The sequence below is a fragment of the Lysinibacillus sphaericus genome (assembly GCF_001629735.1).
Classification (GTDB): Bacteria; Bacillota; Bacilli; order Bacillales_A; family Planococcaceae; genus Lysinibacillus; species Lysinibacillus pinottii.
The window spans coordinates 835,533-858,314 of sequence record NZ_CP015224.1; the positions used below are offsets into that span (position 1 = coordinate 835,533).

Annotated in this window: 22 protein-coding genes; 15 read left to right on the forward strand and 7 right to left on the reverse strand. The window is 37.1% G+C overall.

The features are described 5' to 3' along the window. Window positions 1-23: 23 nt before the first annotated feature. The 4 genes from A2J09_RS03965 to A2J09_RS03975 form a co-directional block, all read right to left on the reverse strand. Window positions 24-1,685, reverse strand: a complete 1,662-nt coding sequence (locus A2J09_RS03965) for a b(o/a)3-type cytochrome-c oxidase subunit 1 (RefSeq protein ID WP_031419427.1) — start codon at window positions 1,683-1,685, stop codon at window positions 24-26. Further along, window positions 1,672-2,163 carry a cupredoxin domain-containing protein gene (locus A2J09_RS03970; RefSeq protein ID WP_016991924.1) on the reverse strand — a complete coding sequence of 164 codons (492 nt, stop codon included), beginning with the start codon at window positions 2,161-2,163 and terminating at the stop codon, window positions 1,672-1,674. Before A2J09_RS03970 ends, A2J09_RS03965 begins: the two co-directional genes overlap by 14 nt. Window positions 2,164-2,187: 24 nt before the next feature. Beyond that, window positions 2,188-2,310: a hypothetical protein gene (locus A2J09_RS24385; protein ID WP_009370491.1), complete on the reverse strand. Its 123-nt coding sequence runs from the start codon at window positions 2,308-2,310 to the stop codon at window positions 2,188-2,190. A gap of 323 nt (window positions 2,311-2,633) precedes the next feature. Further along, window positions 2,634-3,095 carry a chemotaxis protein CheX gene (locus tag A2J09_RS03975; RefSeq protein ID WP_036161243.1) on the reverse strand — a complete coding sequence of 154 codons (462 nt, stop codon included), beginning with the start codon at window positions 3,093-3,095 and terminating at the stop codon, window positions 2,634-2,636. Between the two features lie 516 nt (window positions 3,096-3,611). Here A2J09_RS03975 and A2J09_RS03980 point away from each other — a divergent pair. The 11 genes from A2J09_RS03980 to A2J09_RS04030 all read left to right on the forward strand — a co-directional run bounded on the left by A2J09_RS03980 (window position 3,612) and on the right by A2J09_RS04030 (window position 15,617). Further along, the gene (locus A2J09_RS03980; RefSeq protein ID WP_031419429.1) at window positions 3,612-4,625 is read left to right on the forward strand and encodes an ABC transporter ATP-binding protein; all 1,014 of its coding nucleotides are present in this window, start codon (window positions 3,612-3,614) and stop codon (window positions 4,623-4,625) included. After that, window positions 4,600-5,577, forward strand: coding sequence for an ABC transporter ATP-binding protein (locus A2J09_RS03985; protein WP_036161245.1), 978 nt, complete (start codon window positions 4,600-4,602; stop codon window positions 5,575-5,577). The genes A2J09_RS03980 and A2J09_RS03985 overlap by 26 nt, the downstream gene beginning before the upstream one ends. Then, window positions 5,574-6,365 (forward strand): IclR family transcriptional regulator, encoded by a 792-nt coding sequence (locus A2J09_RS03990; RefSeq protein ID WP_012293782.1) that lies wholly within the window; start codon window positions 5,574-5,576, stop codon window positions 6,363-6,365. Before A2J09_RS03985 ends, A2J09_RS03990 begins: the two co-directional genes overlap by 4 nt. 31 nt (window positions 6,366-6,396) lie before the next feature. Next, complete coding sequence (locus tag A2J09_RS03995) at window positions 6,397-7,977, forward strand: ABC transporter substrate-binding protein (protein ID WP_012293783.1); 1,581 nt, start codon at window positions 6,397-6,399, stop codon at window positions 7,975-7,977. A gap of 66 nt (window positions 7,978-8,043) precedes the next feature. After that, the gene (gene nikB / locus A2J09_RS04000; protein WP_031419433.1) at window positions 8,044-8,976 is read left to right on the forward strand and encodes a nickel ABC transporter permease; all 933 of its coding nucleotides are present in this window, start codon (window positions 8,044-8,046) and stop codon (window positions 8,974-8,976) included. Continuing rightward, window positions 8,976-9,878, forward strand: a complete 903-nt coding sequence (locus A2J09_RS04005; protein ID WP_080695180.1) for an ABC transporter permease — start codon at window positions 8,976-8,978, stop codon at window positions 9,876-9,878. The genes nikB and A2J09_RS04005 overlap by 1 nt, the downstream gene beginning before the upstream one ends. 5 nt (window positions 9,879-9,883) lie before the next feature. Then, window positions 9,884-12,715: a M14 family metallopeptidase gene (locus A2J09_RS04010; protein ID WP_012293786.1), complete on the forward strand. Its 2,832-nt coding sequence runs from the start codon at window positions 9,884-9,886 to the stop codon at window positions 12,713-12,715. Window positions 12,716-12,722: 7 nt separating this feature from the next. Then, entirely contained in the window at window positions 12,723-13,337 is a 615-nt protein-coding gene (gene pcp, locus A2J09_RS04015) for a pyroglutamyl-peptidase I (protein WP_012293787.1), read from the forward strand. Then, on the forward strand, window positions 13,321-14,016 hold the full coding sequence (gene pxpB, locus A2J09_RS04020) for a 5-oxoprolinase subunit PxpB (RefSeq protein ID WP_036161247.1): 696 nt from the start codon (window positions 13,321-13,323) through the stop codon (window positions 14,014-14,016). The genes pcp and pxpB overlap by 17 nt, the downstream gene beginning before the upstream one ends. Before the next feature lie 3 nt (window positions 14,017-14,019). Next, window positions 14,020-14,883, forward strand: a complete 864-nt coding sequence (locus A2J09_RS04025; protein WP_012293789.1) for a 5-oxoprolinase subunit C family protein — start codon at window positions 14,020-14,022, stop codon at window positions 14,881-14,883. 5 nt (window positions 14,884-14,888) lie between these two features. Beyond that, a complete protein-coding gene (locus tag A2J09_RS04030; protein WP_012293790.1) occupies window positions 14,889-15,617 on the forward strand; it encodes a 5-oxoprolinase subunit PxpA in 729 nt (242 codons plus the stop codon). An 87-nt stretch (window positions 15,618-15,704) separates the two neighbouring features. Here the strand turns inward: A2J09_RS04030 and A2J09_RS04035 are convergent, their stop codons facing one another. The 3 genes from A2J09_RS04035 to A2J09_RS04045 are packed head-to-tail and all read right to left on the reverse strand — an operon-like array spanning window position 15,705 to window position 17,899. Next, window positions 15,705-16,259 (reverse strand): phosphatase PAP2 family protein, encoded by a 555-nt coding sequence (locus A2J09_RS04035; protein WP_012293791.1) that lies wholly within the window; start codon window positions 16,257-16,259, stop codon window positions 15,705-15,707. Between the two features lie 7 nt (window positions 16,260-16,266). Continuing rightward, window positions 16,267-17,232, reverse strand: a complete 966-nt coding sequence (locus tag A2J09_RS04040) for an LCP family protein (RefSeq protein ID WP_036161249.1) — start codon at window positions 17,230-17,232, stop codon at window positions 16,267-16,269. Window positions 17,233-17,248: 16 nt separating this feature from the next. Further along, entirely contained in the window at window positions 17,249-17,899 is a 651-nt protein-coding gene (locus A2J09_RS04045; RefSeq protein WP_031419446.1) for a helix-turn-helix domain-containing protein, read from the reverse strand. Window positions 17,900-18,242: 343 nt separating this feature from the next. On the opposite strand from A2J09_RS04045, the gene A2J09_RS04050 reads away from it, so the two are divergent. From A2J09_RS04050 to A2J09_RS04065, 4 genes are all read left to right on the forward strand, one after another. After that, window positions 18,243-19,517 (forward strand): cation:dicarboxylate symporter family transporter, encoded by a 1,275-nt coding sequence (locus tag A2J09_RS04050; RefSeq protein ID WP_012293794.1) that lies wholly within the window; start codon window positions 18,243-18,245, stop codon window positions 19,515-19,517. Between the two features lie 620 nt (window positions 19,518-20,137). Next, on the forward strand, window positions 20,138-21,553 hold the full coding sequence (locus A2J09_RS04055; protein ID WP_012293795.1) for an ABC transporter permease: 1,416 nt from the start codon (window positions 20,138-20,140) through the stop codon (window positions 21,551-21,553). 12 nt (window positions 21,554-21,565) lie between these two features. Then, window positions 21,566-22,249 (forward strand): ABC transporter ATP-binding protein, encoded by a 684-nt coding sequence (locus tag A2J09_RS04060; protein WP_012293796.1) that lies wholly within the window; start codon window positions 21,566-21,568, stop codon window positions 22,247-22,249. Window positions 22,250-22,315: 66 nt separating this feature from the next. Continuing rightward, window positions 22,316-22,618 carry a hypothetical protein gene (locus tag A2J09_RS04065; RefSeq protein ID WP_012293797.1) on the forward strand — a complete coding sequence of 101 codons (303 nt, stop codon included), beginning with the start codon at window positions 22,316-22,318 and terminating at the stop codon, window positions 22,616-22,618. Window positions 22,619-22,782: the final 164 nt, after the last annotated feature.

The window sequence follows — 22,782 nt, forward strand, 5'->3', positions numbered from 1 at the left end:
ATGAGAAATCTCTTTTTTTATGTTTACCACAATTGATAGCCTTTGGAGCCAGCCGGTGAATTCGAAATAATATCGAAAATTGGCACGGTGTAAGCGAATAAGATTAAGGCTACTAAAATGACAAGCCATACTTTAAAGTTTTCTAAAATAGCGGGTGTTGGACCACTAAGCTCATGTACATCCCCAATAGGGAACTCCTCTTCACCCTTAGGAGCAAACCAAGCTAATTTCACGACGATATAAATAATGATTAGGATGGCGATAAAGAGAATCGTTCCGCCCACAGCTTGTGCAATTTGATAAGGAATCCAATCATATGCCTGTGAAGCACCACCATATTCTGAGTAATCTGAACGACGAGGTGCACCGATAAGACCAGCAATATGCATAGCAGAAGACATAATAGTCATACCGACTGCCCATAAGATACCAGCGAAATTACTAAGATTATTTAAAGCCTTTGTTAAAGTCCGTCCTGTTAAATGTGGTATTAACCAGAAGGCCGCACCAAAGTATGTTAAAACAACAGCAGTTGCAATCGTTAAATGGAAATGCCCAGTCACCCAAATAGTGTTATGGATTAATTGGTTCATTTGATAGGAGGCATTGACAATACCGCCAGCACCACCAGGAATGAATGCCACCATACCGATAAATGGAACGAAGAAACGAGAATCCTTCCAAGGTAATTTTTTGAACCATCCGAACAGTCCTTTTCCACCTAATTCTCGACCACGTAATTCGAACATGGCAAACATCGAGAAGGCTGTCATTAGAGAAGGAACGATTACAGCAAATGTTAAAACAACTTGAATGAACTTCCATGTACCATCAATACCAGGCTCTGTTAACTGATGGTGAATTCCAACAGGAATAGAGAACAGTAAGAATAGCATAAACGAAAGTCTTGCTAAAGAATCGGAGAAAATTTTTCCACCAATTACTTTTGGAATAATTACATACCAAACCATATAAGCAGGTAATAGCCAGAAGTATACAAGTGCATGACCGAAATACCAGAAAAGGGTACGGGATAATGCAACATCGACACGTTCAATTAAACCTAATGACCATGGTAATAGTTGAATTAATACTGATGCTGCTACACCAAGTGTTGCAACGAACCACATTAAATTATTGACAACTACCATAAACGATAATAATGGGCTACGTTCACCGCTACCTTTATTTTCTTTACGCCATTGAGCATAGCGTAAAATTTGACCTGCGCCGCCAACCCAAGAACCGACTACGACTAATGTAAGGCCTAGATAGAAAATCCAGTGTGCCTTTAGTGGTGCATAGAACGTATAAAGAACAGTTGCTTTATTTAATAAAACCATCGTTGCCGCAGCAGCTGTACCGATTGTCATTAACCAAAAGCCGACCCAGCCAAGTCTACGTTGACCATTCGTAAATGTACCTGATGTACGACTTACACTAGCAATTTGGAAACCGTAAATAAAGAAAGTAGTTAAAATAAGACCGAGTAATACTCCGTGTACGGTTAATACTTGATAATAGCCAATGCCCGCTGGTAATGTAAATTGACCAGAACGTACAAATACTTGTAATAAACCTGCAAGACCACCTAATAACAATGCGATAAATGCTACATATATATGCGCCATAGCTAGCTTTGCATCGCGACGATCTACTTTTGTCATTGAATTAGTGTGACTCATTTGAATCCACCACCTTTAGCATAGAGTGCATCATCGTATGTCCTGTACCACAATATTCATTACAAACGATTAAAAACTCGCCTACTTTGTTGACTTCTGTTACATATTCTGAAATATAACCAGGCTCAAGCATCATGTTAATATTCGTACCTGCAACCTCAAAACCGTGCATGACATCCTCGCTTGTCGCGATGAATTTGACCTTTGCACCCAGTGGAACCTCAATTTGTGGAGGATTATAATTGAATGCAGAAGCGATGACAACCACCTCGTAATCCCAATCTTTGCCCTCTACCTTATGGACTCCTGGATTATCGAAAGGTGCTGTCTCTTTCACTTTCTCGTAATCTAGTGTTTTTTTACCATTATTCGGGTGGGAGCCTTGATGAAATGCTCCGATACCGAGAATAATGAGGAATGCGACTAAAGTAGTAACTCCGAACACAAGCCAATACTTCTCATACTTATGTATGTGCATATGTTTCTATCCCTTCTTCGTAGATTAAAACCTTCCAATGAACAAATCAAAGCAGTACACCCAAAGTAAAATAATGATGATACCTACTCCAAAAACTGCATAGAGTGAACCTTTTAAATTCTCATCTGACTTCTTTTTGTTTGCCATTTTTGCTCCTCCTACGCTTTTTATAGTTGGTGTTTCTTACAGACATCATATATAAATCCGATGCAATTTGATGTGAAAAAAATCACACTTCTATAGAAAATATGTGAAGAAAGTGTGAAGAATTCAAGGGAGAAAAAAACAAGCCATCTCAAAAGTCATCGAGATAGCTTGTTTCATTATTATATTTAGCTTTTTTTTAATAAAAAAAATAGATTTTAAAGAAGTCCTACCAATTTTTCTAGGAGCAAGGCAAAATTAAAACATATATGGTATTTACTCTTGCATATAATGTCTTATTGGACATAGACTTTAAACCTAGCTTTCTATTCTGCTTCTTCTTCAATGGTTAATAGAACTGTTAGAGCTCCGACGCTCGGGATGGAAACTGGGAGAGCGAAGGCCTTTTCAAAGCCATATAATTTTGTATTGCCCACCATCACAGTTGGCGGAGTGATATCAATTTCTAAGTTTTCTTGCCCAACAGCCGTACATAAATTTCCTGCAATCATGTTACCAAATTCCCCTGTAAAGGATTCTAGCATTTCTCCTTCAAGCGGCATACCGAACATGGTACTACCGATTCCGCTGAATACTTCGGGAGTGGAGTCAATGATAACGCGACCCTTTAAATCTCCTATTAAGCCAATCAATACACCCATTTGCTGTTGTTGAAAGGGTTCAGAAATAATACTAGGCGACTTTACTTCAATATCCATAGGAAGAATTGATTTTAAAGCGTGAATAGTCCCGTTTAAAATAGTTTGAAAGTACTTCGAATTACTCATCATTACCGCATCCTTTTTCCGACTTTTCTACATCTTACCATGTAAAAAGGGTAAGATGAAAGTATGTCTTGACGAATTAACAGGAAATTTATAATATATTAGTGAGAATGATTTTCAAATTCAATGTATGGGTCTGAAAAACAATAGAAAAACACTTAATTTATATGAAAAGGAGCGGTCAGCAATGACATTCGTATTGATTGGAACAGCTGTAGCGATCTATATTGGAGTAGGAAAATACGTCATGAAACAGGCGACTGCACATTTGAAATAAGAAACTATACGAAAAAAAAGAAAAGCATGGTCCGAGCACTCGGATCCATGCTTTTTTTGTATTTCTCGAAAGATAGGAAGATTTCTTGGGGAATTACAAATAAAAATTAATTGTTTTTTTCGGAATAATTACAGTAAATAGAATTTTTATTTTTTTCTGAAAACTATTGAAATATCCTATTAATCTCTGATAAGATTTTAAAAAATGGAATCGCGTTTCATAATATGGAACGGAGGGGGAAAATGGGATTGAATATTTTAGAAGTAAAGGATTTGAAAATAGGTATTCAGCACAATAAAAAGGATATTTCCATTGTGAATGGGGTGTCATTTCAACTTGAAAAAGGAAAAACATTGGGGATTGTAGGAGAATCTGGTTGTGGAAAGAGTATGACGTCATTATCTCTTATGGGGCTGTTGCCATCTGGGGTTGAATGGCAAAGCGGCGAGATTTACATAGATCAAAAACAAATTCATAAAAAATTAAAGAAGGAATGGCGAAAGATTCGTGGGAAAAAAGTTTCAATGATATTTCAGGAGCCAATGAGCTCCCTTAATCCAGTGTATAAGGTAGGCTCCCAAATCATTGAAATGATTCATAGCCATGAAAATATTTCAAAAAAAGAGGCGCATGAGCGAGCGGTTGATATGCTTCGCCTTGTTGGTATTCCTCGACCCGATAAAGTGGTTAATGAATATCCACACCAATTATCTGGCGGGATGAGACAACGGGTGATGATTGCCATGGCATTGGCTTGTGGACCAGAAATATTAATCGCAGACGAGCCTACTACGGCATTAGATGTAACTATTCAGGCACAAATTCTAGAGTTAATGAAAGATATACAAGAAAAACTGGACATGTCCATTATTTTAATTACTCATGATCTTGGCGTTGTGGCTGAAATCTGCGAGAAAGTGATTGTGATGTATGCGGGTGAAATAGTTGAAGAAGCGAATGTGTTGGAATTATTTGATCATCCACTCCATCCCTATACGAAAGGGTTACTAAACTCATTGCCGGATATGGAGACAGAACAAGAATATCTTCCGTCTATTGAGGGGGTGGTACCATCACCATCCGATATGCCAGCAGGCTGTAGATTTTTCGATCGATGTGAATTTGCAACTGAAAAATGTAAAAGTAAACCAGAACTATTTACTACGTCCATTGGTAGCACGGTTAGATGCTGGTTATATGAAAAGGATGATGTGGGAGGAGGGAATGTCAATGAGCAGTCCATTGTTAGAAGTTAAACACTTAAAAAAATATTTTCCAGTGAAAGGATCACGTTCGGGAAATTTAAAAGCAGTAGATGATGTTTCATTTTTTGTAAACGAGGGTGAAGTTTTAGGAATTGTAGGGGAATCTGGTTGTGGAAAATCCACAATGGGTAAAACACTTATTCAACTGCTAACACCTACTGAGGGCGAAATTTTGCTGAACGGAGAAAATATAGCCACACTTAGCGCCAAAGAGGTCCGTCAAAAACGTCGTGATATGCAAATCATTTTTCAGGACCCTTTTTCGTCCCTTAATCCGCGTATGAAGGTTTTTAAAATCATTGAAGAACCTTTAGTGAATTTTGGAATCGGTACTAAGGAAGAACGGAAACAACGTGTTTATGAGGTCGCTAAACAGGTGGGGCTTACAGAAAAGCAGCTCGATCGTTTTCCACATGAATTTTCAGGCGGCCAAAGACAGCGCATTGGAATTGCAAGAGCATTAGTATCCAATCCGAAATTGATTGTGGCAGATGAACCTGTATCTGCACTCGATGTATCCATTCAGTCTCAAGTGCTTAATATTATGAAAGATTTAAAATGGGACATGAACCTTACCTATATTTTTATATCCCATGATTTAAGTGTCGTGCATCATTTCTGTGATCGTATAGGGGTGATGTACTTAGGGAAGCTAGTGGAATTGGCTGACAAACATGAGTTGTTTAACAATCCGAAACACCCTTACACGAAAGCATTGCTATCTGCATTACCTAAGTCTCATCCTTCAAAGGTTAAAGAACGAGTTGTCCTTAGCGGAGATGTGCCAAATCCAGCAAATCCCCCTTCAGGATGTACCTTCCATACACGGTGTCCAAGCTGTATGGAGATTTGTAAAGTGACACCTCCGAAATTAAAAAAAATTAGTGATCAACATGAAGTTTCTTGTTTACTTTATGAAGAACAAATGGAGCGATTAACATGAGCAAAACATTGGAAAAAGGAATTAATATTTTAACGCTATTTACAGAAGAAAAACCTTCTTGGCGGTTAGATGAACTAGCTATAGAAACTGATATTCCTAAACCGACCTTACATAGATTTCTAAAAACATTTACGGATTTAGGCGTATTAAAACGACCATATGTACAAAGTGGAGGACAGGTGGTTTTAAGTGATCATTATTTACTAGGGAATAAACTAATTGAATTAGGGGCAATAGCTGCTAATTCCATAGAGATTCGTTCGTTAGCCATTCCGTATATGAAAATGTTACAACAGAAATTTGATTTGGCTGTTCAATTAGTAGTATTGGATGAAACGGATGGCCTTTATATAGAAAAAATAGAAAGTCTAAAACCGGTTCTATTATATACAAGAGTTGGAAGAAGAGCACCACTATACGCAGGTGCCTGCTCACGTATTCTTTTATCTTTTCAATGTGAAGAGAAAATTAACGAGGTCCTCCAGAAGCCTCGAAAAAAATATGCGAGTGGAACCCCTCATACGGATAAAGAGATTGATGAATTAATTGAATTTGGTAAGAAAAATGGCTATGCCTACAGCGTATCAGAATTGGAAGAAGGAACTGTATCAATAGCGGTGCCGATTTTTAATAGTGATCGAAAAGTAGAGTACTCCATTAGTATTGCTGGTATAGAATCACTACTACCACAGGAAAAAATAAATACGTTTTTAGAGGGACTGTGGGAAACTGCTGCGTTAATTTCGGCTGAACTAGGTTATTCGATGCCATATCCTTATGGCGTATAAATAGCACAAATATAAAAGGGGATGAACAATAATGAAGAAACAAAAATGGCTAGCACTATTACTAGTGTGCATGATGATTATTTTGTCAGCATGTAGTGGCGGTACATCAACAAAAGAAGACAGTAAAAATAGTAGCAAATCTTCTGGTGAAAACGCAGCACTCACAAGAGGAAATGAATTAGTTATCCGTGTGGCAGGAGATCCTCAAAACTGGGATCCCATTGATACGTTTTTACTTTCTTGGAGTACGGTAGCAACATCGGTCTTTGAAGGATTAGTTAGTCGTTCTTTAGATTTAGAAATTCAACCTGGATTAGCGGAATCTTGGGAATATAAAGATGACAAAACAATTGTCTTTCAATTACGCCAAGGCGTTACCTTCCATAATGGTGAACCATTTAATGCGGAAGCGGTGAAATTTACTTTTGATCGTTTGCTAGGAGATGAAGGTCAAAAAGGTCCTCAATATTCCAATTACACTTCTATTGATCATGTGGAAGTAACGGGTGAATATGAAGTAACTATGCACTTAAATTCTATTGATCCGGTATTACTCACAAAACTATCAGGGTATGGTGCTGTAATCGTGCCACCTAAATATATTCAAGAACAGGGTGCAGAGAATTTTGATATGAAACCTGTTGGTACAGGTCCGTTTAAAATGACAGATTATCAACGAGATAAACAAGTTGTGATTGAACGTTATGCAGATTATTGGAATAAAGATGCTATTAAACTAGATAAAGTTACATTTAAAGTAATCCCAGAAACAGCAACAGCACTTGCAGAGTTACAAACTGGCAATATTGATATTATGACACGTTTGGAAGTTTCCCAAGCTGCAACAGCAGAAGCAACTGACTTTATTGAATTAATGGAAGTATCTACACCTACAGCTTATTCAATTCGTTTTGATACGGCGCAAAAGCCAGTTGATGATGTACGTGTTCGTCAAGCTATTAACTATGCTATCGATAAAGAAACGATTGTCAAAGAAATTTTAGGTGGCTATGGGAATCTTATAAGCTCATTCCAAAGTGATTTATCATTTGGCTATAACAACGATTTAGAGCCATATCCATATGATCCTGAGAAGGCAAAAGAATTATTGGCTGAAGCGAATGTTCCAGAAGGTACTACATTAGATTTCTATATTCCAGGTACTGACGGAACATTTAAAGAGATTGCTCAAGCAGTAGCGTTTTACTTAGAGGAAGTTGGCTTAAAAGTATCTATTAATAGTGTGGAAAATACGACATTCCAATCAGAGTTAATCCCTCAAGGAAAAGCGGGACATATGTATAAAAATGGCTGGGGCGGATGGACGCTGGACTTTGATAATACAGCTTATTTAATGTATCACGAGGGAGAATTCTGGAACCCATCCTATAAAAATGAAAAAGTGGAACAATTATTAGCAGCAGAGCGTGCCACTATTGATAATGACGAAAGACAAAAGGTTTTTAAAGAGCTTACAGAAGTATTATATGAAGATGCAACTGAAGTCAACTTATATTCGGAAGTTGAAATATACGCAGTGAATAAACGAATAAAAGGTTTCCAACCACCACATGATGGCCGCTTTAATTTTGTAGGTGTCACTGTCGAGTAAGTAAAAAATTATGAGATAGTATGCTAGCATACTATCTCTTTCATTTCACATTAGGAGGATGGAATTATGCTTTCCTATATTCTACGACGTTTGTCGCATACCGTGCTCGTGATTATTGCGGTTTCATTAATTATATTTTTCTCCATTCGTTTAACAGGTGACCCCGTAAGTATCATGTTTGGGGCTGGTGAACCTTCACAGCAGGCAATAGAAGAACTGACAGCCAAACTCGGTTTGGATAAGCCTGTTTGGGAGCAATACTTCATATTTATGAAGGATTTAGTAACACTTGATTTTGGTACTTCCTATCGTTCCAATAGCCCAGTTTTAGAGATGTTACTCGAACGAGCGTGGCCGACAATTGCACTTGCTTTAGGTGGAATGGCAGTGGCATTGTTTATAGCTGTTCCGCTAGGTATTCTATCAGCTATTTATAAAGGAAAATCCATTGATGTGTTTAGTCGTATTTTTTCTTTGTTAGGCATTTCTTTCCCTAATTTTTGGTTGGCGTTTATGCTAATTTTAATTTTTGCTGTTCAACTAAAGTGGCTGCCAGTATCCGGATTTGATGGGTTTAGCTCATTAATTTTGCCATCCGTTGCCTTAGGGCTCATCCTATCTGGTATTTTAGTTCGATTAATTCGTACGTCTATGCTGGAAGTACTTAAAATGCAATATGTCACAACGGCACGGGCTAAAGGCATAAGAGAATGGCTAGTTATCATTCGACATGCTTTCCGCAATGCCTTATTGCCAACTGTAACATTTGTTGGTTTACAGTTTGGAGGGCTATTAGGAGGTGCAGTTATTGTCGAGCAAGTCTTTTCTTGGCCTGGAATTGGAAGGTTAATTGTTGATTCTATTAATCAACGAGACTATCCAGTAGTCCAGGGAGGAATCATCCTTTTAGCACTTATGATGATTTTAGTAAATCTAATTGTTGATTTATGCTACTCATTAATTAACCCAAAAATAAGAACTGGAAGAGGTGAGCAATAATGACTCAAATAATGGAAACAGAAGCAATCGAAATAAAAAAAGCCAATAAAATCGTAACCGTTCTTAAATTCGTGAAGAATAATCCAACAGGCATAATAGGCTTATTATTGGTTGTCACTACGATACTGTGTGCTATATTCGCGCCTTATATTGCTCCCTATGATCCGGGGGCGGCTAGCTTAGGACATCGACTTGACCTACCCAAATGGCTAGATGATACAGGTAAATCTCAATACGTTCTCGGAGGAGATCAGGTTGGGCGTGATTTGCTAAGTAGAATTATTTACGGAGCACGTATATCTCTATTAGTCGGGATTTGTGGCGTCATCATTTCATTAGTGCTTGGTACATTTCTAGGCATTATTTCAGGTTACTTTGGGAAATGGATGGATGATTTAATTATGCGGCTAGCCGAAGTTCAAATGGGGTTACCGTTTATTTTACTAGCCATCGTAATTATGAGTGTTTTTGGAACAGGTATTGAAAAAATTATTATTATCCTTGGACTTACATATTGGGTTAGTTTTGCGCGATTAATTCGAGGAGAGATTTTAGCTTTAAAGGAACAAGAGTATATCCAAGCAGCAAAGGCAATTGGTGGGACACATTTCAAAATAATCATGAAGCATATACTTCCTAATGTTGCTTCCTCTATTCTAGTGTTAGCAACGATGTGTATTGCAGAGTTTATTTTATTGGAGGCCTCTTTAACATTTTTAGGGCTAGGCGTGGAGCCTACAGTACCTTCGTGGGGAGGAATGTTAGCGGATAGTCGAAATTATATGACCTCTGCTTGGTGGATATCTGTTTTCCCAGGCGTTGCCATTATGTTAACGGTTTTAGGCTTTAATTTATTGGGAGATTGGTTGCGAGATCGCTTAGATCCAAATATGAAAGTTTAGGTGATATGATGAACTCTATAATTTTTTCTAGTTTATTTCAAAAGAACGAAACGAAAAAAAAACCTTCTTTATTTATCGATTTACCTAAAGATTTAATTCCATTAGGATTAATTGATTTTTGTTTACGCTTAGGCTTTGAATCAAATGAAATAGACTTTGATTTATTTCAGCGAGCCAATCAGTCCTATACAATGAAGTTTTTACCACATACTAGCACATTTATTTCAGAAAATAAGTCAACATGGATTATTTATTATGAGAGTGAATCAGCACTTTCTACATTGTTAAGTACTATAGCCAGTGATGGCATAGTCGAAACCCAAACAGTCAGCTCATTCACGTATTATGAGAATTTAAGTCATCTTTGGACAGCCTATGGCACGGGTGAAAAGGATGAGGCCCATCCCCAGCAACATGTAGGTTTGAAAATGGATATACAAGAAGAATTGAAGACAAGTGCTCTGTTAAAAGAGGCTTGCTATCTTGCATTGCGTTTAGGTTTATATGCGACATCTATTTCATTACCAGCTATAACAACAGAAGAGCGACATTTATCTATTTCCTTCAAGCAAGAACTCGAAAGTTATATGGAGTTGACCGCCAAAAACACCATTCAAATTTGTGGTACGAAAGAAAGCCTACCAGCCGTTGTCCATTCGATTGTAACAGCAAAGCATGTGTCAGAGGGTGGACTGCTTGGAGTTTGGGAGTTAAACGAAAAACAAGTGAATGAAGCGGCTATTTTAATGGAAGAAAAGTGGACTGATGAATCGGAAGCTTCTTACATCATAAAAGCACTGGAAGAAGAACCAGATACAGCGTTAGAGGCTGAAATTTATATGACAGCCGATAAAAAAATTCGTGACCAATTCAGGTTAGATGTATATGAAAAATTTTCTAATTTAACAACCATTAAAGTTCGCTCTGCCTTTAAAACAGGGTTATACTGGATATTAGAGGAAGTACTCCCATCTGTCGAGGGGCGCTTTGAAAATATCAAAATAGTTTGTAAGGATGGGGTAAGTGAAGACGGTTTAGAGCAACATAATCGCTGGATTATGGAGCTATACCCAGTAGATGAGATGATCGAAATGCAATATGGCTTACCTAAAGAGCATGTGCAATTTGAGCTTTCAAGCACGCAACAACATGTGTATAGAGTATTTGTTAATGATCAACTAATTGCTGAGCTCAATCCCCTTATGAGTGAAGTGGATTATGTGGACGGTCAGAAAAAAGCTTATCCGACTACCGCTGGATATCGATTATTGAACAAGACGGAGAGAGTGCAAGAGAATATCATATTTTCAGATCGTGAACGGTTCTATAAATTTTATGTGAAAGAATTTTTGCCACAAATGGTGAAATTGTTAAAAATAGATACCCATAATGTTAATCAAGGTCAGCTATTTCCATTGTTTGATCGAATAGAAATTGATTTTACTTCTTCTGGAATTGAAGAAGAAATCGGTGTTCAGCAAGAAGCGAATTCATCGTTTGAGGCGCTATACGAGGATTTATATTTTAATACATTAGACTATTTTCATGAGCTTGGCCGTCAGTTAGTAAATCAGCCATACAAAGCTCCGGGTGGCGTTATTCCTTATATTCATATAGAACAAGATCTGTATAAGCCTATCAAAGGTGTCATCAAGGTTTACCAGTGGAATGACAAACGAATGACTGATCCCATTACAAAGCGAATCTTGTTTAATCAAGAAGGGCAGTTTGACACTGTAGAAATGTCTATAGGTAATGAACTGAAGGTAACTGAGGCAAAAATCTATTTAAAGCACAACATGAAAAATATTTTTCCATTGTTAGAGCGTTTTAAACAATACTCAGAGGTCAAATTAAATTATGGAGATATATCTTATAAGGGTCATGTCATTCCCTTTATTGAAGTGACTGAACCGATTACGAGTGAATATTATTCAGGGCTAAAAAAAACAGATGAAAAACATACGATTGTTTTTGAAGCTGGTCATCATCCAAATGAAGTGTCTAGCACGCCTGCTATATTGGAGCTAATAGAGGATATTATTGGTCATCATCCAGAAATATTACAAAAAATGAATGTTATTATAATCCCTTTAGCCAACCCTGATGGTTATGAAATAATGGAATATTTGACAAAGGAACATCCGAAGTGGAAGCATCATGCGGCACGATTTAATGCGGTGGGATTAGAATTTGCGCATGTGAAATTCTTGAAAAGTGCGTTCGGTGAGGCAAATGTATTACCACTTATCTTAAAGAAATGGGCCCCAGATATTGTTGTAGATGACCATGGAATACCTGCTCGTGAATGGGTTCAACCGTTCGCAGGTTACGCCTGCCCACCGATTTTCCCAGTTTCTTATACGCTTCCGAGTGCCAAGATTTATGGGATTGGTCGATATGCAGATGATGATGCTACGAAAGAAATTCAAGCCCGAAACTTGGAGCTAGTAGCCGAAAGAGTTAATAGGCTGTTTGAAGGATCGACGTTTGCTCAAGAAAATGACTATTGGCGCGATCGATATTATAAATATGGAACAAAGTGGGATCCAGATAAATACCCCATTGAGGAGATGGGGAATATTAACTTTTATCGAAGTATGGAAGTAACTCCATCGTATTCATCAGTTAGTATTTTACGTTATCCACAGTGGATCGCTTTAGATATAATTTCCGAAGTTGCAGATGAAATTGTTTATGGTGAAGAATTAATTTCGTGTATGGCAGCACATAAATTATTTAATCGGGCAATTTTAGAAGCTGCAATAGCTACTCCAGTAAATAAATATAAACAATCTGGACGTTACATAAAAAAACGTCCGATAGAAATTAGGTGACGAACACATGACAAAAATTTTATTAACGGGATTTGAGCCATTTCTTGATTACAAGCTCAATCCAACTATGCAAATTGTAGAAAATTTAGATGGTGAAAAGATAGAAAACTATCATATTATTGGAAGAATTTTATCTGTCGACTTTCAACAATCTGCCGAGCAGCTAAAGCGACATATAGAAGAAATAGAACCGCAAATCATTATTTCCTTAGGACTGGCAGGAGGGCGTTTTAAAATAACACCTGAGCGAATTGCTATTAATATTAAAGATGGGGAGCCTGATAATAACGGCTACTCACCCGTTGATGAGAGCATTCAAGAGGAGGGGGCAGATGCTTATCTGACGAATTTACCCATTCGCCATATGATTAATCGCTTGCAAGAAGAGGGCTATCCGGCTGAAATCTCTAACACAGCAGGTACTTATTTGTGTAATAACATTATGTATGAAGGGCTTGTATATGCACAGCAACATGAAGGGGTACGTGCTGGTTTTATTCATATACCTGCTTCTTTTGAATTAGCCATTCAACATGGCAAAATTCCAGGTTGGCATATTCGTGATTTAATTGCTGCTGTAAAGCTTTGCATTGAGGAGACAGTACGTGCAGGTAATCATTGAATTTCCTCATTCAATGTGGATTAGCAAACATACTATTCGCTTTTCCTTTAAGGAAGAAATATCCGACACAAACTTTTATGCAGTACAAACATTTACTCGATTTCTGAAAAAACAGCTACGACACCATCTTGTCGAAAGTGTTGCAAGCTATCATACAGTTACAGCCTATGTGAAACAACGAATAGATGTCGATCTTTTAAGAATGCAATGGCTTGCTATTCAAGCATCAGCAGCCGTTGATGACAGAACAAATAGACGATTAAAAATCCCGGTTTGCTATGATGAAGAATTCGCCTTAGATAGGCAACGAGTGATGGACTATACGGGTCTATCATTTGAGGACATTAAAATGCTACATATGTCAAAAAGCTATTATGTTTATTTAATTGGCTTTTTGCCAGGCTTTCCTTATCTTGGGGAACTTGATTCTAAGTTATTTATGCCACGTTTAGAGAAGCCGAGGGCATCTGTGTCTGCGAGTTCTGTTGGGGTTGGAGGCGGACAAACAGGAATCTATCCTGTCGATTCACCTGGTGGCTGGAATATTATTGGAAAGACGCCATTAAAACTATTTAATGTCAATGGTAAAGAGCCCTTTCTATTTGAACTGGGTGATGAAGTTCAGTTTTATGAAATAACTAAGCAACAATATTGGGAAATGAAAAGCAAAGGAGTGTAGCGATTGAAGCCACTTCTGCTCATAACAAAACTAGGGGTTTATGGTAGCTTACAAGATAAAGGCAGGTTTGGCTATCGGGCATTTGGTATTCCGTTATCTGGACCAATGGATCAAGTATCGTTTCAAGCAGCCCAACTGATTTTACAAAATCATCCTAATCAAACGTCTTTCGAAATGTTCATGGGTGGCTTTGAATTTGAGGCATTGGCTGATGGGGTCTATGTTTTAACAGGGGGGCATGGTGTATGCATGGTTAATCATGCAGCCATTGAAATGTGGAAAACATTCCACCTAACAAAGGGAGATAGGTTGACGATTAAGAGCGTGAGTCAAGGCTCTATCATTTACTTAACACCGCTTGGAGGGTTTACTTCAAAATTGGAGCTGGGCAGTAGCTCATACCTCTCACAGGGGAATCTAGGTACGGAGATGACAAAAGGAAGTATTTTATATGGACAGACAGCCTCTCCGTTACAAGCTAATAGAGGTCTTTATGCTCCGTATCGTCCGACTTTTGACAGTGCTATTACTGTTAGAATTTTCAAGGGCCCTCATTTTCATTTATTTACGGAAGAGAGTCAGCAACAATTTATGCAAAATCCTTTCCAGTTTAGCGGTGGAAATCGAATGGGCTATTATTTAAAAGGCTCTGTGTTACAGCTAAAAGAAATGAAGGAGATTCTATCTGAAGCAACCCAGTTTGGCTCCATTCAAGTACCTCAGAATGGGAATCCAATTATCTTAATGGCCGATGCTCAAACAGTAGGAGGCTATCCTATTATGGCAACTGTACATGAAGATGATTTACATAAAGTAGCCCAAATGCGTATGTTTAACACAATACATTTTACACTGGAGGAAATGTGATACGAATGGATATTAATTGTGATCTAGGAGAAAGCTATGAAGCTTTTTTGACGGGAAGAGACGAAGAGATACTAGATTATGTGACATCAATCAATATTGCGTGTGGCTACCATGCGGGCGATCATTCCATTATGCACCAAACGGTACGTAATGCGATTCGTAAACATGTTCATATTGGTGCACACCCTGGGTATCCTGATCGTGAAGGATTCGGACGAAAAAATATGGTGTTTAGTCCAGCAGAAATTTACGATATGATGGTCTATCAGGTAGGGGCACTGCAAGCATTTGTCCGTGTCGAAAAGGGGACCCTACATCATGTCAAGCCACACGGAGCACTCTATAATCAAAGCGCGAATGATCAGGAAAAGGCTTCAGCCATTGTTCAGGCGGTGTATGATCTCCATCCTCAGCTTATTTTATATTGTTTAGCAGGAAGCCAAATGGCGGAAATCGCAAGGGATAAGGGTCTTCAAGTATATGAGGAGGTTTTTTCAGATCGCCGTTATCATTCTGATGGCACATTAGTGAGCAGACAGGAACCGAATGCTTTAATTCAAACTGAAGAAGAAATGCTTAAGCATGTAAAAGGTATTTTAACGGTAAAAGAAGTATTGTCTGTACAGTCTCAAAAAATAAAAATAGTAGCACACACCTTATGTATTCATGGAGATGGTCCACATGCCTTGGACTTTGCTAAAAAGATTGCTGCGCTTAGACAGCAACTACATTAACAATAAAGTAGATGATTTCATGCATACCCAATTGAAACATAAAAAAGTTCGCATAAATGGCGAACTTTTTTGATTGGAAGAGCTTTATTATTTTACATACATTTTCCTGTGATGCCTAGAGTTTTCAACAAGATGAATTAGCCACATCACTATGTAGGTTACCCCTAATCCGATACAAGCACCTGCTAACACATCTAGAGGGTAGTGTACACCGATAAAAATTCTCGAAAGTGCCATGAGGCAGGCCATTACTAGGAGTACAGCTCCGATTTTTTTTCGCTTCCAAAGCAAAGCAAATGCTAAAGCAAATGCCCCTGCCGCATGATTACTTGGAAAAGATGGGTCTAAATTTGATTTTTCAAGTAATAATATGACGCTATGATTGACGAATGGCCGTGGTCGAAAATATATCATTTCTATCATTTTATCGATACCAAGTGTAAGAAAAGCGATCGTTACGGCATATATGACTATTTTTCTATTTTCATGCTGATTTTGAGCGTTTGAAAACCATAGCCATATCAATATTAATCCAAATAGGATAGGGCCATATTTTGAAAACAAGAGGACAACTTGATCTAAAGTAGAGTATTGTCCAGCAAATTGGTTGAGTAGTTTAAAAAGTTGATAGTCTATTGTCATGTTTTCTTTAAGAGGAAACTCCTTCTAGTTTAGACATTTGTATATCATCCTCGGTGGATAAAAACTTTTCTAATTCACTTTTATTTTTTTCCAAATCAATATCTAGAACTGCGCCTACATTTACATGTTTGTTTTCAAAAGAACTGGCAACAGGAATCCGTAAAGTATCTACCCCATTAGAGTGTCCATCCATTAAACCTTTCCCAATCGCCAGAATTGTTTTTTTGTCAACATTAGTATCGATGTATGCCTCTGCAACACCTAATATTTTTGGTAAATTCATTAAGCTGTGAAAACTAATTTGTTCTTTAACCTTTGTCAGAATTTCCTGCTGTCGTGCCACTCGTCCGAAATCGCTTAAACGATCGTGACGGAATCGAGCATATGCTAGTAACTGGTCACCATGTAACGTTTGTTCTCCAGGAAATAATGTCATGCCAATGCCATAGGACATTTCATACGGGATGTCCACATCAATTCCATTGGGAGCTAAAAGATCTACAATTTTAGGGAATCCTTCAAAATCAACGATCGCATAGTAATTAACATCAATATTAAAGTTTTGCTTAATCGTTTTTCTAACAAGTTCGGGACCTCCAAAAGCAAACGCAGCGTTTATTTTATTCTTTCCGTAATCTGGGATATCCACATACGTATCTCTCATAATGGAAACAATTTTTACTTGGTTCGTCGTTTGATTATAGTGACCAATCATTAACGCATCCGATCTACCTTCATCACCTCTAGTATCACTACCTATCAATAGGACATTAATCTCACCAAATTGTAGGTCTGCGCCTTGGAATGGCTCAAAAGTTTCCACAGCTTCAGCTTCATTGTTACTGTCGTCTTCTGCCATGGCCAATCCACTATTGTACTGATAAAACCAGTAAACAATCCCCAATACAATCATCAATGCGAATATGAAACATGAATTTTTTAGCCATCTACGGCTTGTTTTACTACTTTCCATAAATTAATAAATCCACCTATCCGTTATTTTTCAACAAAGATTTTCCGGTAAGTTGTACTGCTATTGCATCATCTAAATAACCAATAGGGAATACATAGTCCGGAATTACATCTACAGGAATAATAAAATATAATAATGTGCTTCCAATTATTGTTAATTCAAATAATGTACCTTTATCTGAAGTAAATTTTTCATATAACTCTTTTAACTTATTGATAAATGGTCCGACACTACCTACTTTTTGAATCTTTTCGTTAAAACTCTTATGAATGGTATGTTTGCCTTCTTCCGTTTGAGAAAATAAACCATAATCGTCTAATTTCTTTTCAACATCCTGCACTGAAAACTGGTTGTTGTACACATTAGATGCCTTAAGAAAGGTTTGTATGGCATCAACAGAGGTATGAATATCAGATTGTAAATCTTCCTGTCTTTGTTCCATTGGATATCCCGCTGCTTCAAATAGCTGAATGAATGGAACACCAAGGCAGTCAGCAAATTTTTCTACATGTTGTGGTGTAGCTTTTCGTTTATTATTAATTATCCGTGAAATCGTAGCCGTATCAATTCCTGTCAGTTCACTAAACTTCCGCATGGATAACGAACGCTCTTTCAATAGCTCTTTCAACAATAAACCGAGAGTCACATTTTCTTTTCTTTCCGTCATATTCGATTCTCCCTTCTTCATTAAAATAACTGTTGAACAGAAGTGTATAATGTTGTTGACAAATTGTCAACACTTGGCCATTATCATGTGGCCATATGGAAGTAATCACACCAGCAGCCTTATGTGATTAGTTAAAAGATTTATTAGCGCATTGGCGTGTCTTCAATGGTGGTGATAGGCTGATATATCTAGGTAGAATGCAATTAATAGTAAGAAGCGGATAGGTCTTGTATTCAGACTTTTCGAAAAATAAAAAGTTTTTTTCATCGGATTTTGTCGGATTTTATAAGTATCTCTTATTATTAGGCAAGTCCCAAAAAATAATAGTAGGAGGTACGAAGGATTGAAAAAGAAGTTTAAAATTAGTTTAGCCAGTCAAATTTTAATTGGTTTGATTTTAGGGATTATTGTTGGGGGTATTTTTTACGGAAACCCCAAAATTGAAACCTATTTACAACCTTTAGGTGATATTTTCCTGCATCTAATTAAGATGATTGTTGTTCCCATTATTATTTCGACATTAATCGTTGGTGTTGCTGGTACTGGAGACATGAAGCAGCTTGGGCGATTAGGCGGGAAATCCATTATTTATTTTGAAATTATTACAACAGTAGCTATCGTAGTTGGATTACTTTCCGCGAATATTTTCCAGCCTGGTGCTGGAATAAACATGAACGAATTATCTCAAGGGGATATTTCGAAATACGTGACAACTACAGAAGAAGTACAGCATGAAGGACCGTTTGATATTATTGTAGGCATAGTACCAACCAATATCATTCAGTCAATGGGTGAAGGCGACATGCTTGCAATCATATTCTTCGCTGTTATTTTTGGTTTAGGTGTTGCGGCTATTGGTGATCGAGGTAAACCAGTCTTAGACTTCTTCCAAGGAGTTGCCGATGCGATGTTCTGGGTAACTAACCTTGTGATGAAATTTGCACCACTTGGGGTATTTGGTTTAATTGGTGTAACCGTTTCCAAATATGGTTTTGCCTCTCTCATACCATTAGCTAAATTGGCTATCCTTGTTTACGCAACCATGCTATTTTTTATATTTGTCATACTTGCACTTGTTGCAAAATTCGCGGGTGTTAATATATTGTTCTTAATTAAAGTATTAAAAGATGAGCTTATTTTAGCATTCTCAACCGCAAGTTCTGAAGCTGTATTACCGCGTATTATGTTAAAAATGGAGAAATTAGGGGCTCCGAAGGATATTGTATCCTTTGTTATACCTACCGGTTACTCCTTTAACTTAGACGGATCAACGCTATATCAAGCGATTGCAGCATTATTTATTGCGCAAATGTACGGTATTCACCTTAGCATTGGTGAACAAATTACGTTAATGCTTGTATTGATGGTTACTTCGAAAGGGATTGCAGGTGTTCCGGGGGTATCCTTCGTCGTACTGCTAGCCACTTTAGGTACTGTTGGCATTCCATTAGAAGGACTAGCATTTATTGCTGGTATTGACCGTATCCTTGACATGGGACGTACAGTTGTTAACGTAATTGGTAACTCATTAGCGTCATTAGTGATGGCAAAATGGGAAGGCCGTTTCGATCGCGAAAAAATGAAGAATTACTTTAATGAAAATGAAAATTTAGCATAAGCTTTATCGCAATGTTTAGCATTCGTTAACATAAAAAACACCTTTCGTTGATGAACCATAGCCCATCAACGTAAAGGTGCTTTTTTATACTACTAGAATCGTATTGTCTATAGACAAGAATTAAACTTAATTCTCTTTTTCAATCGTTGGGCTTCCGATATATGTGTATAAATCATCTGCTACATTCCTTTTTGCATTCACTGGAATTACTTTATTGGAAGAGAAGGTACCATATTTCTCTACATATTGGCCAAATCTTTTTTAGCCGTTCATGTCTTAGGTGAGTACTCCTTTATATTTCACTTTAAGTGTCTCAACATTTGCTTTGTTAAAAATGGCTTAGGTCTTCACTTTACATATTTCTTGATGTTCGTCAGTTCACTACTTCCAACAGGTTTGATGCTGAAAAAAATGGAATAACATTTTTGAAAATCCTCCTAGTCATAAATCCCAATTTATGTCGACCTTCTTTTGTTTCAACTGCGTTTGTGGTAGCTCATGTTGGAAATTTTAGAATATGACTCACGTAAACTCCCTTATATCTCTAGATAAAGTTTTCACTCACTTCATATTAACTCCAGATAGGTCAAATATATTTGAACTACGAAGGAGGTAAGGAAATGAATTTTATCAAACGTGCATTTTTAAGTGTGAAAGCGAGGAAAGGGAAATCGATTATATTATTTACTGTATTTTTAGTAGTTTCTAATCTAGTATTAGCCGGATTTGCCATACAAAATGTGTCACAAAAGGCAAATGATCATGCTAGACAAACATTGGGTGTAGACGTAAGTCTTCGAATGGACGAAGAAAAGCTTATGGAAAACGTGGCAAAGCAGCGACAAGAAAATCCAAATGGGGAAATACAACACCCTGAACTTTTTACAGAAGATGCAGATTTGTTAGCTAAATCACCTTATGTAATAGACTACAACTATCTTAAAAGTGACATGGTTGTAGCAGATGATTACACACCTATTAACGATGCTGAAGGTGATGATGGAGTAAGCGGTGCGGTAGGCAGTAGTAATTCTGGAAATATGAAAATGCCTAATACGTTTCTTCAAGGCGTGAGAAGTTCTGAATTATTGCAGGAATTTACCGATGGAACGCATGAAATAATGGAAGGTCGTTCAATTACACCTGAGGATAAAAATAAGAAAGTAGCGCTAGTTGAAAAACGATTAGCAGAGCAAAACGAGCTTCAAGTTGGTGATATGTTAAAGGTTCAATCAATGGAAGGGACATCTGAAGTAGAGTTAGAAATCATAGGGATATATAAAAACTCAAGTATTACTGACTTCGAGGGAAATTTACCAGCTATGATGCATCCATCTAACAAGCTATACACAAATTATGACGCGACGAAAGATAGTGATGAAGAGGGTTCAGTCATTAATGAAGCTATATACTACTTAGACGACCCAGAAAATATTGAAAACTTCAAAACGGAGGCAAAGAAAAGCAATATTGATTTTGATTTGTTCAAGTTAGATGCACATGATGCTTTATATCAGAAAATGGTGGGTCCCATTGAGAATATTGCTGCTACTTCAAAATGGATGGTCTATTTAGTATCCATTACAGGATCTATTATTTTAGCTCTTATTATTATGTTAACAATAAAAGAGCGACGTAAAGAGTTAGGCATACTCTTAGCAATCGGTGAGAAAAAGAGAAAATTAATTGGTCAATTATTAGTAGAAGTATTGTGTATAGCGGTACTAGCATTTGGTATTTCTACAATTACGGGTGAAACAGTGTCTCAAAAAATGGGAGATAGCTTATTACAGCAAGAAGTTATAGCCTCTCAAGAAAATCAAGAAGAATCAAATAATTTAGGATTCTCATTTGGAATGATGAATAAGCAAGATCATGACGTGAAGCCTATTGATGATATTGATGTAAGTATAACTTCACAAGATGTGTTGAAATTAGGTGGATTAGGACTGTTAATTGCCATTTTATCGACACTTCTTCCAGCACTATCAATTCTTCGCTTAAATCCAAAAGAAATACTTTTAAAAGATGAGTAGGGGGAGTCATACATGGACACTATATTACAATTTAAAAACCTATATTATTATTATGTAAATAATAACAGGAAGAATACTTTACTAGAGAATGTTAATTTTACCTTTGAGAAAGGCTGTTTCTATAGCATTTTAGGTCCTTCAGGTTCAGGAAAAACAACAGCACTGAGTTTGGCAAGTGGCTTAGATAACCCCAAAGAAGGACATGTGCTCTATAAAGGAAAAGATATAAAAAAAATTGGATTGGATAAATATAGAAATAAATTTGTTTCAATTATTTTTCAATCCTATAATCTGATTACTTATATGACAGCCCTACAAAATGTAGTAACGGCTATGGAAATTACAGGAGTTAAAGCAAAAGATAAAAAGAAACGAGCGCTTGAATTATTAGGAATGGTAGGTTTGACAGAAATAGAAGCAAAAAGAAAGGTTTTACAGCTTAGTGGTGGCCAACAACAACGTGTCGCTATTGCTCGTGCATTATCTAGTAATGTCGATTTATTAATTGCGGATGAGCCGACGGGTAATCTAGATGAGAAAACCTCAGCTGAAATCGTTGAACTATTTCAGGAATTAGCTCATCAAGAAAATAAATGTATCATTGTTGTGACGCATTCACAAGAAGTAGCCAAACAATCTGATCAGATAGTTTATCTTAAAAAACGCCATTTAGTTTGTGAAAATCTGAGTAAATAAACGAGGCTATTTTAACTGACAATGTATGTGCAATGTGATGGAATAAAAAAATGGGAGTGGTATATAATGTGGACAAAAATAGCGACCTCATTAGGTTTAGTCTCTCTTGGAATAGCAATAGGTATGTTTACTAACTTAGTGGATTTCAATCGAGACTTAGGTGACACTGAAGGCAATATGTATCAGGATTATAATTCGTATTTAGATGAAAGGAATCCAACTCAGCGTGATTGGGAATCTCCAAATCCGAGAGGTGAGCTGACCCCAGAACAATGGGAGGAATTCACTGGTGGACAAATGCCTGAGCAATGGGATTCGTCCACATCTAATTCAGAAGAAAGTATTCAGGGTTCTACATCTCCATATTAATTTTCTTTCATAACTATAGTGAAAAATACTATAACACCCCCAAAGATCTGTAAATCTAACTATGGATCTTTGAGGGTTTTTTACTTGAAGATTACCCTTTTCTTATGAAATGAATGTAAGACTTTGATCGTAAGGGTCATATAAAATTTTTTAGGAATAATGTA